The following is a 12,159-nucleotide window of genomic DNA, read 5'->3' on the forward strand; positions in this document are numbered from 1 at the left end:
TGCGCTCAGGCCTGGGAGGCGAGTTCCTTCGCGGCCTCGGCCAGGTCCTTGGCGGTGTCGATGGCCCGCCAGTACGCGCCCTGGGGCAGCGGGAAGCCCGCCAGCCGCCGTTCCCGGGCGAGTTGGGGGAAGGTGGTGCGCTCGTGGTCGCCGCGCTCCGGGAGCAGTCCGGTGAACTCGGGGGAGAAGACGTAGACGCCGGCGTTGATGAGGAACGGCGAGGGTGGCGCCTCGATGAAGTCCAGGACGTGGCCGAACTCGTCGGTCTCCACGGCGCCCCACGGGATGCGCGGGCGGGCCAGCGCGAGGGTGGCCACCGCGGCGCGTTCGACGTGGAAGGCGGCCATCTCCCGCAGCGAGAACCGGGTCCAGATGTCGCCGTTGGTGGCGTACCAGGCTTCCCGCGGCCGGGGCAGGGAGGCCGCGGCGTACTTCAGGCCGCCGCCGCGGCCGAGCGGTTCACGCTCGATGACGGTGGTCACCCGCAGCGGCAGATCGTCCGCCGCGCCCGCGAGCCACTCCTGGAGGACCTCAGCGAGATGGCCGCACGAGATCACGGCGTCGGTGACGCCCTCGGCGGCCAGCCAGGCGAGTTGATGGCCGATGATCGGGACCCCGGTCCCGGGGATCTCGATCATCGGCTTGGGGCGGGTGTCGGTGTAGGGCCTCAGACGGGAGCCCTGTCCTCCGGCGAGGAGGACGGCCTGGGTCACCGTCTGGGAGGTCGCGGGCGTGCCGTTCATGGGCGCACCCTACGCGACCCGCGCGCCGGGTCATCCGACGGAGGCCACACCCGTCGCGAAGGCGGTGTCGCAGACCGGCCGCGACCAGGCCTGGGCGCGGTGCACCGAGCCGTACTTGGCGACCGCGGCCCGTCCCAGGGACTTGGCGATCGAGCCGCAGTACTGCGCCAGCGAGGGCCGCTCGTTCATCTCGCGCTGCAGGTGCGTCAGGGCGATGCCGGGGTTCTTCTCCTGCACCTCGCCCAGCAGCTTGCGGCGGAGCACCTCCTGCGGGGCCGACCGCTCGGTCGCCGCCTTCTTCTGGTGCGAGGCGGTGAGGACTTGGGCGTCGGACGCCGAAGTGGCCCACGGGACGCGGGTGACGGCGAGGGTGCCGGAGAGCACGAGGACGACCGGGAGGACGAGGGCGAGTGACTTGCCGATGCGGCGGGCTACCTGGTTCACGGCAGTGATGGTAGCGAGGAGTGATGATTTGGCGACATTTAGCCACTCTGATGAGTGATGAATGCCCCTTGATCGACTACATCCGCATTGACGAACATGGTCGAAACGCCGGGTTATGCCCGGAAACGGGGTGTCGCGGCGCCGGAAACGGCCGCGGCCCGGCCCCCCTTGCGCGGGGGCCGGGCCGGGTGTGACCGTCGCGGAACCGGACGATCGGACGAGCGGTGGCTCAGTCGCTCAGACGCTCACCGGTGGAGGTCGAGAAGACGTGGGTCTCGCCGGCGCGCGGCACGACGTGCAGCACGGAGCCCTTCTCCGGCACCTGGCGGCCGCCGACGCGGATGACCAGGTCCTTGTGCTCGCCGCCGACCTGGGCCGAGCCGTAGACGAAGCCGTCCGCGCCCAGCTCCTCGACGACGTTCACCGTCACGGCCAGACCGGCCGGCTCGTCCTTCGACAGGCCGGAGCCCTCGGCGCTGACGATGTCGAAGTGCTCCGGGCGGACGCCGACGGTGACCGTGCGGTCGCCCTTGTCGGCAGCGGCCTGCACCGCGTCGCGCTCGACCGGCACCACGGCGCTGCCGAACTTCACGCCGCCGTCGGTGATCGGCACCTCGACCAGGTTCATCGCCGGGGAGCCGATGAAGCCCGCGACGAAGAGGTTGGCCGGCTTGTCGTACATGTGGCGCGGGGTGTCGACCTGCTGCAGCAGACCGTCCTTGAGGACCGCCACGCGGTCGCCCATGGTCATGGCCTCGGTCTGGTCGTGGGTGACGTACACCGTGGTGACGCCGAGGCGGCGCTGCAGGGAGGCGATCTGCGTACGGGTCTGCACACGGAGCTTCGCGTCCAGGTTGGACAGCGGCTCGTCCATGAGGAAGACCTGCGGCTCGCGGACGATCGCGCGGCCCATCGCCACACGCTGGCGCTGACCACCGGAGAGCGCCTTCGGCTTGCGGGCCAGGTACTCGGTCAGGTCCAGGATCTTGGCGGCTTCCTCGACCCGCTTGCGGATCTCGGCCTTGTTGACGCCCGCGATCTTCAGGGCGAAGCCCATGTTGTCCGCGACGGTCATGTGCGGGTACAGCGCGTAGTTCTGGAACACCATGGCGATGTCCCGGTCCTTGGGCGGAAGGTGGGTGACGTCCCGGTCACCGATCCGGATGGCGCCGCCGTTGACGTCCTCCAGGCCGGCCAGCATGCGGAGCGAGGTCGACTTGCCGCAGCCCGAGGGGCCGACGAGGACGAGGAACTCGCCGTCCGCGATGTCGATCTGCAGCGCGTCGACGGCGGGGCGCTCGGACCCGGGGTAGATCCGGGTCGCCTTGTCAAAAGTGACAGTAGCCATGGTGCAGTGGTCCCTTCACCGGCAGGAACGTGCCGGACGATCCGAGTAAAGGAAAAGAGGTCTAGTCCACAAGTCGTGGACCTCCCGCGACGGTACCTGGCCCGCACCGCTTTGTCAGCACCCCCCTGGCGCCCATTTCCCGGGCCCTCCCCCCTCCCCGCCTGGGTACACTTCTCATGGCCCCACCCGAAGCCCGGGCAACCCGGCGCGGGGACGGTGCCGTGCCGCCTTAGCTCAGCTGGTAGAGCACCGCTCTTGTAAAGCGAAGGTCGTCGGTTCGAACCCGACAGGCGGCTCACCCTCTGACCTGCATCAGAGCATGAAACAGGCCCCTCGGAGACTGCCTCCGAGGGGCCTTTTGACGCTCAAGGGGAACGTAGGGGGAACGCCGCGTTATGCAGCGTCCTCACGGGGAACATCGGGGCCGTTCCCCGGGGGAACATCGGCTCCATCCCCTGAGGGAGCGTCGGGCTTCGCCTCCAGCTCGTGAGCAACCTCACGCTGCGCCGGCGACCTGCGGGGGACCAGAGCGAGCGGAGCCTCGGCCTGGGCCTCCTCGAACTGCGGCAGGACCGACGTGTAGGTGTCGGCGGTCAGCGAGTAGGAGCCGTGCCCCAGCAGCGTCTGGATTGCCTTCATGTGCAGACCGGCGGCCAGGGACAGGGTTGCCGCGCAGTGGCGCAGGTCGTGCAGTCGCACCGGCGGCAGGCCGAGCTTCTTCACCAGGCGCCCGAAGGTCTGCGACAGGTGCTCCGGGTGGTACGCGCGGCCGTCCTCCCACGTGAAGACCAGGCCCGTGTTGTTCCAGGTCCGGGCGGCCTCCTCCCACTCGGCACGCTCCCCGGCCTGACGCTCGCGCCACAGCTGCAGCAGCCTCCGCGTCTCAGAGTCCAGCTTGATAGTGCGCTCGCCACTCTCGCTCTTGGGGGTGTCCTCCCACACCTCGTACGACGCGACGACCAGCTGCTCGCTGATGTGCACGGTGCCGTGCGCCAGATCGGTTTCGCCCCACGGAAGGCCAGCGGCCTCACCGCGGCGCAGCCCTCGGAAGATCATGAGGTGGAACATCGGGTACAGGCGGTGCCCGGCGACGGCATCCAGGAACTCGCCTGTCTGCTCGGGCATCCACACCATGACCTTGCCGGGCTTCTCGCCGGTCTGGCGCCACGCCTCGATCCGGGCCGGTGTCCACACGATCGGCTTGGGGCGGACGTACTTCGGCAGGACGACGCCCTTCGTCCAGTTCTCGGAGATCAGCTTCTTGCTCACGGCGTCGTCCAGGGCGCCGGAGAGCGTGTTGAGCATCCTCTTCTGCGTGCCGGGGCCCGTCACGTGCGTGGGCAGGGTCCGCGCCTCCTTCAAGGCCGCCTTGGCGTCCTGCCAAGCCTGGCGGAGCTCCTTGGGCCGCGGCCGCTCCGGGCAGTCCTTCCAGGCCGTGTGCGCGGTGCGCTCAGCGGTCTGAGCCTCGTGCGCCTTGCGGAGGTTCTCCGCGTGGACCTCGTTGTCGGCCCACAGCTTCTCGAACATGCCCTGGATGTGGAGGGAGCGCAGCTGCAGCAGCTTGGTCCCGCCGAGGTAGGGGATGAAGACCCGCTCGATGTAGTCCTCGTAGCTGTCGCGTGTGGACCGCTTCAGGTCGACACGCTTGGCAAACCAGCGGCGCAGGTAGTCCGCGACGGTCTCCTCGCTGAGGACGTCGACGCCGCCCTCCGCGAGCTTCCACACCTTCTCGGCTGCGGAGGCTGCTTCCTTCTTAGTCCGGTAGCCGCCCTTCTTGGCGCGCGGCCGGCGCTTGCCGTCCGGACCGGGCGGCAGCTCGATGGAGTAGTACCAGGTGCCGTGGTCGCGCTGGCTGAGCTTGGGGCAGGTCTTGTCGAGACGGCCGACCTTCGGATTGCCGTTGTCGTCGAGGACCGGGTTGCCGTCCTTCACCAGCGGGCCATGGCAAGAACACCGCTTGTACGTCTTGTCCTCGAACACCGTCCCCCACCCCTACGCCTGCCTGTCACTGTGGGCGCACATTCTTCCCTAATCTGTCACGGACACGCTGGTTCTTACGGCACCCCGTGTATGGTGTGGCACAAGTTGGCGCGGGGGAGAAACGCGACAACGATCATGGCGACAACGAGCATTCCGGCCGATGAGCAGCGGGGCATGAGCTTGGACGAGGTCCTGGCGCTTCCCGCGACGGTCAACGTCGTGACCGCCGCCCGCGCTCTGGGTATCGGTCACAACAAGGCGTACGACCTGATCAAGACCGGTCAGTTCCCTGTGCGGACGCTGTCCATGGGGAGCACGGTACGCATTCCCACGGCTGCCTTGTGGGAAGCATTGGGGGTCGGCTCGCTGCGACAGGGACTGGCGTCTGCGGGCCGCTGAGTTGAATTGGGAACGGTGGCATGCCGCGCTTGTACGGCTTCGACAACCAGGCCCTGACGCGTGTCCGCGATCAGGAGCGTCAGGTCGTTCGCGAGGCTGTGGGCCGTATCCGGGCAGGCCAGTCGCAAGCTGAGGTCGCGGCCTGGATTACGGCCGAGGGCCACCGCGGAACCATGGGTGGCGAGTGGACCACCATGACGCTCGGCCGGCTGCTGGACAACCCGGCGATCGCTGGCCTGGAGCGGGATCCTGATACAGGAGAGCTGCGCGAGACCGGCCGGGAGGCGCTGATCACACCGGAGGAGTTCCGGTGGCTGCAGGAGCACCGCCCCAGCCGGCGCGGCAGTGTCCGCAGCGGGCAGTCCCGTGAGGACGATTACGAGTACCTGGCCACAGGCGGGCTCGCAGAATGCGGTGAGTGCGGGCAGCAGCTGACCGGCAGCCGAACCAGCGCGAGTACACCGTCTTACCGCTGCCCGACGAACTTCGAGGGGCGCGGCGGGTGCGGCAAGGTCCGTATCAACGCGGCGCTGCTGGAGGACCACCTGGGCGAGAACGCTCTTGGCGAGCTGGCGCGCCCGGACGCGCAGGCCGCACTCGAGCAGGCACGCGCGCAGTTGGCCGCTGAGGCGGAGGAGTTGCGTGCGCAGATCGCCGACCTGGAGAAGTCGCGGGGCGAACTGGCGGAGCCGTACGCCAAGGGTGAGCTGTCGCGGGACGCATACGTCGCCGCAGACCGGGAGACCAGCCAGCGGTTGAAGCAGGCCCGTTCGAGGCTGCGGTACGTGGAGCAGGCCGTGGACGTGCCGGTCGGCGGCGTAGAGGACCTGGCCCGCTGGTGGGAACACGCGCCGGCTCAGTCGAAGCGGGCCCTGCTCGTCCTGCTGCTGCAGAAGGTCCAGGTGTACCCGGCGCGTGCCCGCGGGGTGCGAGACGTGGACGACCGGGTCACGCTGACCTGGCGCACCGCCGTTACCTCGTAGTCGGTGCGCTGGCCGCGTCAACCGTCCTGTTCGTCGTGGTCGGGGGACGTCGCCCACCAGTAGATGACCTCGTTCAGGGTGCCCACGCCGAGCTTGTCTCGCAGCTCCCCCATCTGCTTGTTGACCCAGGCCGAGCTGATGCCGAGGTTCTTCGCGGCCTGAGCCTGGGTGCGTCCAAGGCACAGTTCCCGCAGGATGTCCCGCTGACTGCGGTTCGTGACTAAGCCGTCCTCGGGGGTCTCGCGGCGCCCCTCCCACTGGTCGGCGCGCTCCCACAACAGGTCGAAGTGGTGGGCGATGTGCCCGACGACCAGCGGGTCGGAGACCATGACCGCCTCGTCGGGAGGCGGTTCGCCTTCGTTGGTGAAGACGGGCACGAACGCCACGCGACGGTCGAAGACGATGCTGCGCGCGAAGCGGCCCTGAACAGTGCGTATTTCGCCGCCGGCGGCCGCCATGTTTCGCGCCCAGTCGCCGATCGCTGCGACCCGACGCACAGAGCCGTGGTAGACCGTGCGCATGGTCAGGCCGCGCAGCAATCCGGAGCGGTCGCGCTCGAAGGAGTGAGCCAGGTCTTCGGTGCTGCGAGGTCCCGGCTGAGCTGCCAGAATCTCCTTGCGGGCGCCGCTGTGTTCGGCGGCAATGCGCTTGTTGATGGCCGGGCGGCCGATCAGGTGCTGGATCGACTTATCGGAAGGCCGGGACGACTGGTATCGGTCCCGGAGATCCACCAGCAGGTCCGGCATTGCGCCCGCGTATGCCGTTAACTGTTCAAGATGGGCGTGCAGGATGTGCATCATCCGCAGCGCCCCGTACTGCGGTTCGACCGGACTATATGTGTCCGGCGCGTACGGGTACTGGGCTGCAAGACCGTTGCCCAACAGTGAGTCAAGACCCTCGGTTTCCCGGGCCAGGGTCTCGCCGTCGAGAATGCGCTGATACGCGTCGGCCAGTGACGCGGACAGATCGGGCAGGTCGGGTACTTGTGGCACCTTGCAACCTCTGAGTTGTGGGACTGGTGAAAATCCGACGTCGGCTGTTCTTGATCTTTCCACAGGACCCCTACATGGTTGCCAATGGCACATGCGCACCGCGTGTAACGGTTCACGTACAGCCTGGCGGCCCAGTTGCCGCCGCCGCACAGCGCGCCCACTCTCGCGACAGCTATAAAGTTCGGGGTTTTCATGCTTCTTTCCCGTAGTGCCCGTATTGCTGCCACCGTTACGTTTGCCGCGCTGACGGGGCTCGCCGCAGCCGGGGCGTTCGACGTGCAGGCCGACACCGTCGTCGCCGGCGACACCACCTGGGCCGTGGCGCCCAACGGGGACACCACCTGGGTGGTTGCCCCCGTCGGCGACGACACCACCTGGTCCGTCGCTCCCCGACCCGGCGTTGACAACGTTGCCCGCGCCAACGACACGACCTGGTAGGTCGTTGCCGCAGACCGGGCCGGGGCGCACAAGGGGGGCCGGGCGCGCCCGGGTCGGGTGGGTGGGTCGCCCTTGGCCGCAGTGCAAGGGCTCGGCCGTGCGAGGTCGCACGGCTTCCGGGGACACGGGGAAAGTGGGGGCGGGGGGACCGCCCCGCAGGGGAGGGCCGAAGTGGCAATCGATCCGGCACGAATCCGGAGGCGCATGTTGGAGGCCGAGCAGTCGGGTCGCCCGCCTCTCAGTGTCCGGCAGGCGGGGGCGGTGTTGAGCACGCTGGCCGTGGTGGTCATCGACGAGGAAGCGCACCACGGGGCGAACTGCTCCTGCCGCGAGCGGGAGCTGCTGGTGCAGGTGAGCTGACCAACAATCTGCACACACGAAATGGGGCGGCCATCCCAGGGGGGCCGCCCCTTCGTATGCCCTCTGACCTGCGAAGATTTGGCCCAAAAATCTGGCCTAAGATCATCTGAGCCGCTAGAATAAGAGTACGGGAGGCGGGAAGCGCCCCCGAACCTGGCCTCTTGGAGCGAGCCATGACGATCACGACCATCCCGATCGACCAGATCACCCGCAACGAGCGCCAGCCGCGCGAGTTCTTCGAGCCCAACGCCCTGCAGGAGCTGGCCGACTCCGTCGCGCGGTTCGGCCTCATGCAGCCGATCGAGGTCCGCCGCCTGGGGCTGCCCGAGTTCGATGACATCCCCGGCAACCAGCGGTACGAGATCGTCGCGGGCGAGCGCCGGTGGCGCGCACACCAGCTCGCCGGCCTGACCGAGATCAAGTGCATCGTCACCGACGACGACCTGACCGTCCTGGAGCGGTTCAAGCGGTCGGTCGCCGAGAACATCAACCGGGCCGACATGACGCCGATCGAGGAGGCCAAGGCGTTCCGCCGCATCCTCGACGAGCAGGAGGGCTCCGAAGTCAAGTACGTCGCCAAGGAGTTCGGCAAGTCCTCGGTGTACGTGAACCTGCGCCTGGCCCTCCTCGACCTGACCGACGAGGTGCAGCAGCACGTCAACTCCGGGGCGATCGGCACTCAGGCCGCCGTCCAGATCGCGGCCCTCACCCCGGGCAACCAGCGCGCGGTCATGGCCAAGTGGGCCAAGGGCGCCTTCGCCGGCGACAACGAGCTGGTCCACTTCGCGTACGCGCTCAAGCAGCAGCAGGGCCAGGTCGTCGCGATGCTCGTCGAGGACATGTCCCCCGAGGAGCGCGAGGAGCGGCAGCGCGAGCGGACCAAGACCCGCAGCAGCATCGACAAGATCGAGCACGTCCTCGGCCTGCTGGAGGAGCTGGCCAAGGCCGACCCGATGAAGCTGGCGCTGGCCCTGGAGGGCGAGGTCGGCAAGCGGCTGGAGCAGATGGACCGCGTGGCCGACGCCGTTCAAAAGGCGCGGTTCAATGTGCGGCAGGCCAAGGCGCACGCCGAGGCCCGCGCGATCGCCCTGAACCCCGACGCCGAGCACGCAAGCCTCAAGCCCGCCGCCCCGGCCGCGCCCGCCGCCCCGGACGCGGCCGCCACGCCCAAGCCGAAGCCCCAGGCCAAGGCCGCCACCGCCAAGCCGAAGGCCCCGGCACAGCGCAAGGCGCCGACGAGCCGCAAGGCCCCGGCCAAGCGCGCCGCCGCGGCCACGGCCTGACCCTAACCGGCCCGCTCCCACCCCGGGGGCGGGCCGGGCCTCGTCCCCACCACCGAAGGGAAACCCCGTGAGCGACACGACCGATCGCCCCGACTGGCGGAGCATGAAGCCCGGCGACTTCACCGGCCGCCGGCCCAAGGCCCCGCAGGCCGGGCGCGGCCTGTTCTCCGCCGACGAGCTCGACGCCGGAGGCACCGACCCCCTGTTCGGCGTCGACCTGTGGGACGACGCACCCGGCGCCGCGGCCGCCCCGACCGACCCCGAGCCGCTTCCGGGCCTCGCAGACGTGCCGATCACAGGTCTCGAATGATGTGCCACAACATTGGATCGTGGTACGTTCTGCTCGCTGAACGGGAACGGCTGCAGCCGCGGGACCGGCCCCTCAGCAGTGCCGTGGCATGCGGCATCCCCCAAAGGTGTCTGGCGGGTGGCAATCCCCCGCGCCCTACCCGCCAGACGCCGGCCCCGCCCTATGCGGCGCCACACGGGGACGCCGCCCCACGCATCCGCGTTCGGACCCGCCCGCGCCGCCAGGCCGGGCGGGTCCCCGCTTGCTCGGGGACGAAGTCGTGACCGCGACCTACCGCAGCAACCACGCCGCCGACCCCGAGCTGTTCGAACGGCTCATGCGCGAACGCTACGGACCACTGCACAAGGTCCTGGCCGAGCGGTCCGTCCCGCGTCCACCCGATCCTGTCCGGAGTCACCTGATGTACCCCCGCCCCGCCCCCGACCCCGACGCGGCCACGCACGTCGCCGAGCTCCAGCAGGACCTCGACGCCCGTCGACCGCGCCCCGCCGTCGCCCCCAAGGAGCGCACCCCGCCGGTACCCGGCGCGACCTGGTGCAACGCCTGCGACGGCTGGTGCACGCCGCAGGGCATGTGCCGCTGCAACGACCGGTAGGCGAGGCAGCGTTGCGCTACTTCCACGGTGGAGTCTCCGGGCTGCGGCCCGGGGACCTCATCACCCCGCATCCGCCGCGTGCCCTCGACGGCTGCCCGGTCTGCGAGGCCCGCGCCAAGGGCCTGACCGCCACCGTCGCCGGCCAGTCCATCGACCCGCCCAACGGCCGCCCCGACCGGGTCTACATCACCACCGACCGCGACTACGGCCGCTTCTACGCCTCCCTGGCCTGGTACGGCGACCTGTACACCGTCGAGCCCGTCGGCGAGCTGGAGCCCTCCACCGAGGACCGCTTCCCCACCTGGTGTGTTCCTGCCGCCCGAGTCGTGTCCGTGTACGACAGGGCCGTGCGGCTCACGCCCGGCCAGCGCCGCTCCCTGCTGCGGCGGTGGACGAAGGCCGACCTGGAGGCAGAGCGATGACCCGGGCCCGCAAGGAACATCCGACGCTGGACCAGCTGCGGCACCTGATCGGCCACACCGGGCGCCGGGTCCTCAGTGCCGTCGAGTCCGAACGGCTCCGCGCCGGCGTGGAGCACCTGGTCGCCAGCCAGGCGGGCCTGAACGCGAAGGTCGCCGAGCTCACCCGCCGCCTCGCCGGCGGGGCGCGCCCCGTTCTCGACGTCGAGTGCCCCGTCTGCCAGGCACCCCCCGGAGTCGGGTGCGTCACCCGCCTGGGGCCGCCCCTGTCCGGCTCGCACACCGAACGCCTCGCGGCCGCCGCCGTCACCGGCGTCGGCACCCGCGACCACCACCGGCAGCGAAGCGCCCACATCGCCACGGCCGGGCCGCTCGACGAACTGCTGGGCGCCGCCTACCGCGAGCGCGCCCACCTCGCCGCGTGGCTCTCAGCCCTGCACCCCAGCGTCGTCGCGCCCGCACCGGCCGACGTCGGCGACGACTGGCACGTGCTGTTCCTGCGCGCCGGAGGCTGGCAGTTCTGCTGGCACATCGCACCCGGTGACCTGTCCCTGTTCGACCACGTCCAGCGCGTGTCCGCCGACGACCCGTGGGCCCAGTGGGACGGGCACACCATCGAGATGAAGTACCGACGCATCAGGACCCTCACAGCAGTGCTGCGCCGACCCGGCGACCGCACCAGCACCTGACGTACGGCGGGCACCAGCACCCAGGACAGCGCCAGCACCGCCACCGACGCCAGCAGCAACAGCGGTCGGTGGCACTGCTGTTGCTGCTGCAGCCCAGCAACAGCACCGCTACGGTGGGCAGCACAACCGAAGAAACGCTGCGGCCCCCAGCGGTGAGGACACACCGCCGAGGGCCTGAGCAGCAGGAGAGAGAGCTCCCGTGCCTGATCCGTACGTTATCGCGCCGGCGGCTGCTGGCCGCACCAGGACGACCAGAGTGCTGGTCACCGCCGTATTCCTTGCCGCAGTCGCGGCGTTCGAGGCCGTCGGCTTCCGCCTCTCGTACGAGGCCCTGCACCACGTTGCCGTCGACAACGGCGTCTCCGAAGGCTCCGCGTGGATGTTCCCCGTCCTGGTCGACGGCGGCATCGTCCTGGGGTCCGTCGGCGTCGTCCGGGCCCTGGCGGGCCGCCGCTCCACCAAGCCGTACTGGACCGTCACCATCGGCTTCACCCTCGTCAGCTGGGTCTTCAACGTCTCCCACGCCCCGAAGACCGCCGGCGGATGGGCCGTGGCCACCGTCGCCCCGCTCGCACAGATGGTCGCCCTGGAGATGGGGATGCAGGAGCTGCGCGCACTGCTGCTGCCGCAGCCCGGGGCCGCGCAGCGCGACCAGCAAGCAGCAGCACCCGCGGTAAAGGTTCCAGCAGCGACACCGCCACCCGCACCAGCGCCAGCGGTGCCAGCACCAGCGCCTGCAGCAGCACCGACGCCAGCGGCAGCACCTGCAGCAGCACCAGAGGCAGCGCCAGCACCGGCAGCGCAGGTCGGCAGCAGCGGCGGACAGCAGTCCGGACAGCAGGGCGACGCCGACGAGCAGCAGCAGGACAGCGGCGAGCAGCAGGAGCAGCCCGTCGAGGAGGACGGGCCGCAGCGTCAGCAGCGGCAGCGGTCGCCCCTGGAGGCTGACAGCAGCAGGCCCTGGGCGGTGCTGTACGAGGAGTGCAGCACCGAGGACGAGCGGATCGCCCTCACCCGCGGTGCCCTCGGCGACCGGCCCAAGCTGACAGCACCGCAGTGGGCTGTCGACATCGGCAAGGGCGAGACCCGGGCGCGGGACCTCCTGCGGGCGGCCCGTAAGCCCGTCGCGGAGGAGCAGTTGGAGCTGATGAGCGCGTGATCCTCTAATGTGGGCGG

14 protein-coding genes and 1 tRNA gene are annotated in these 12,159 nt (G+C 70.0%); 10 read left to right on the top strand and 5 right to left on the bottom strand.

The window, feature by feature from the left end; genetic code table 11:
• Nucleotides 1-5: 5 nt before the first annotated feature.
• The 3 genes from AB0F62_RS18990 to ugpC all read right to left on the bottom strand — a co-directional run bounded on the left by AB0F62_RS18990 (nucleotide 6) and on the right by ugpC (nucleotide 2,535).
• The gene (locus tag AB0F62_RS18990) at nucleotides 6-743 is read right to left on the bottom strand and encodes a nucleotidyltransferase family protein (protein WP_361799792.1); all 738 of its coding nucleotides are present in this window, start codon (nucleotides 741-743) and stop codon (nucleotides 6-8) included.
• Between the two features lie 30 nt (nucleotides 744-773).
• Nucleotides 774-1,187: a hypothetical protein gene (locus tag AB0F62_RS18995; RefSeq protein WP_361799795.1), complete on the bottom strand. Its 414-nt coding sequence runs from the start codon at nucleotides 1,185-1,187 to the stop codon at nucleotides 774-776.
• A gap of 229 nt (nucleotides 1,188-1,416) precedes the next feature.
• A complete protein-coding gene (gene ugpC / locus AB0F62_RS19000) occupies nucleotides 1,417-2,535 on the bottom strand; it encodes a sn-glycerol-3-phosphate ABC transporter ATP-binding protein UgpC (protein WP_361799798.1) in 1,119 nt (372 codons plus the stop codon).
• A 223-nt stretch (nucleotides 2,536-2,758) separates the two neighbouring features.
• Between ugpC and AB0F62_RS19005 the strand changes: the two genes are divergently transcribed.
• Nucleotides 2,759-2,831: transfer RNA gene (locus tag AB0F62_RS19005), tRNA-Thr, on the top strand.
• A gap of 97 nt (nucleotides 2,832-2,928) precedes the next feature.
• On the opposite strand, the gene AB0F62_RS19010 is transcribed toward AB0F62_RS19005, so the two are convergent.
• On the bottom strand, nucleotides 2,929-4,515 hold the full coding sequence (locus tag AB0F62_RS19010; RefSeq protein WP_361799801.1) for a tyrosine-type recombinase/integrase: 1,587 nt from the start codon (nucleotides 4,513-4,515) through the stop codon (nucleotides 2,929-2,931).
• A gap of 135 nt (nucleotides 4,516-4,650) precedes the next feature.
• Here AB0F62_RS19010 and AB0F62_RS19015 point away from each other — a divergent pair, with 135 nt between their 5' ends.
• Together AB0F62_RS19015 and AB0F62_RS19020 are read left to right on the top strand one after the other, a co-directional pair.
• Nucleotides 4,651-4,914: a DNA-binding protein gene (locus AB0F62_RS19015; RefSeq protein WP_361799804.1), complete on the top strand. Its 264-nt coding sequence runs from the start codon at nucleotides 4,651-4,653 to the stop codon at nucleotides 4,912-4,914.
• A gap of 20 nt (nucleotides 4,915-4,934) precedes the next feature.
• A complete protein-coding gene (locus AB0F62_RS19020; protein ID WP_361799807.1) occupies nucleotides 4,935-5,897 on the top strand; it encodes a recombinase zinc beta ribbon domain-containing protein in 963 nt (320 codons plus the stop codon).
• 17 nt (nucleotides 5,898-5,914) lie between these two features.
• Here the strand turns inward: AB0F62_RS19020 and AB0F62_RS19025 are convergent, their stop codons facing one another.
• Nucleotides 5,915-6,889, bottom strand: coding sequence for a hypothetical protein (locus tag AB0F62_RS19025; RefSeq protein WP_361799810.1), 975 nt, complete (start codon nucleotides 6,887-6,889; stop codon nucleotides 5,915-5,917).
• A gap of 192 nt (nucleotides 6,890-7,081) precedes the next feature.
• Between AB0F62_RS19025 and AB0F62_RS19030 the strand changes: the two genes are divergently transcribed.
• The 7 genes from AB0F62_RS19030 to AB0F62_RS19060 all read left to right on the top strand — a co-directional run bounded on the left by AB0F62_RS19030 (nucleotide 7,082) and on the right by AB0F62_RS19060 (nucleotide 12,142).
• Nucleotides 7,082-7,327: a hypothetical protein gene (locus AB0F62_RS19030; protein ID WP_361799812.1), complete on the top strand. Its 246-nt coding sequence runs from the start codon at nucleotides 7,082-7,084 to the stop codon at nucleotides 7,325-7,327.
• Between the two features lie 533 nt (nucleotides 7,328-7,860).
• On the top strand, nucleotides 7,861-8,970 hold the full coding sequence (locus AB0F62_RS19035) for a ParB/RepB/Spo0J family partition protein (RefSeq protein WP_361799815.1): 1,110 nt from the start codon (nucleotides 7,861-7,863) through the stop codon (nucleotides 8,968-8,970).
• 67 nt (nucleotides 8,971-9,037) lie between these two features.
• Complete coding sequence (locus AB0F62_RS19040) at nucleotides 9,038-9,280, top strand: hypothetical protein (protein WP_361799818.1); 243 nt, start codon at nucleotides 9,038-9,040, stop codon at nucleotides 9,278-9,280.
• 259 nt (nucleotides 9,281-9,539) lie between these two features.
• Nucleotides 9,540-9,875: a hypothetical protein gene (locus AB0F62_RS19045; RefSeq protein ID WP_361799821.1), complete on the top strand. Its 336-nt coding sequence runs from the start codon at nucleotides 9,540-9,542 to the stop codon at nucleotides 9,873-9,875.
• Between the two features lie 11 nt (nucleotides 9,876-9,886).
• Nucleotides 9,887-10,297 (top strand): hypothetical protein, encoded by a 411-nt coding sequence (locus AB0F62_RS19050; protein WP_361799823.1) that lies wholly within the window; start codon nucleotides 9,887-9,889, stop codon nucleotides 10,295-10,297.
• Complete coding sequence (locus AB0F62_RS19055) at nucleotides 10,294-10,983, top strand: hypothetical protein (protein ID WP_361799826.1); 690 nt, start codon at nucleotides 10,294-10,296, stop codon at nucleotides 10,981-10,983. The genes AB0F62_RS19050 and AB0F62_RS19055 overlap by 4 nt, the downstream gene beginning before the upstream one ends.
• A gap of 256 nt (nucleotides 10,984-11,239) precedes the next feature.
• Nucleotides 11,240-12,142, top strand: coding sequence for a DUF2637 domain-containing protein (locus AB0F62_RS19060; protein ID WP_361799829.1), 903 nt, complete (start codon nucleotides 11,240-11,242; stop codon nucleotides 12,140-12,142).
• Nucleotides 12,143-12,159: the final 17 nt, after the last annotated feature.

It is taken from the genome of Streptomyces sp. NPDC026673, assembly GCF_040638135.1.
In the GTDB taxonomy this organism is placed as follows: Bacteria; Actinomycetota; Actinomycetes; order Streptomycetales; family Streptomycetaceae; genus Actinacidiphila.

Excerpts from the sequence above, each read along its gene's own strand:
- AB0F62_RS19015 (WP_361799804.1), top strand. The coding sequence starts at position 4,651 with ATGGCGACAACGAGCATTCCGGCCGATGAGCAGCGGGGCATGAGCTTG.
- AB0F62_RS19055 (WP_361799826.1), top strand. The coding sequence starts at position 10,294 with ATGACCCGGGCCCGCAAGGAACATCCGACGCTGGACCAGCTGCGGCAC.
- AB0F62_RS18990 (WP_361799792.1), bottom strand. The coding sequence starts at position 743 with ATGAACGGCACGCCCGCGACCTCCCAGACGGTGACCCAGGCCGTCCTC.
- AB0F62_RS19035 (WP_361799815.1), top strand. The coding sequence starts at position 7,861 with ATGACGATCACGACCATCCCGATCGACCAGATCACCCGCAACGAGCGC.
- AB0F62_RS19030 (WP_361799812.1), top strand. The coding sequence starts at position 7,082 with ATGCTTCTTTCCCGTAGTGCCCGTATTGCTGCCACCGTTACGTTTGCC.
- ugpC (WP_361799798.1), bottom strand. The coding sequence starts at position 2,535 with ATGGCTACTGTCACTTTTGACAAGGCGACCCGGATCTACCCCGGGTCC.
- AB0F62_RS19020 (WP_361799807.1), top strand. The coding sequence starts at position 4,935 with ATGCCGCGCTTGTACGGCTTCGACAACCAGGCCCTGACGCGTGTCCGC.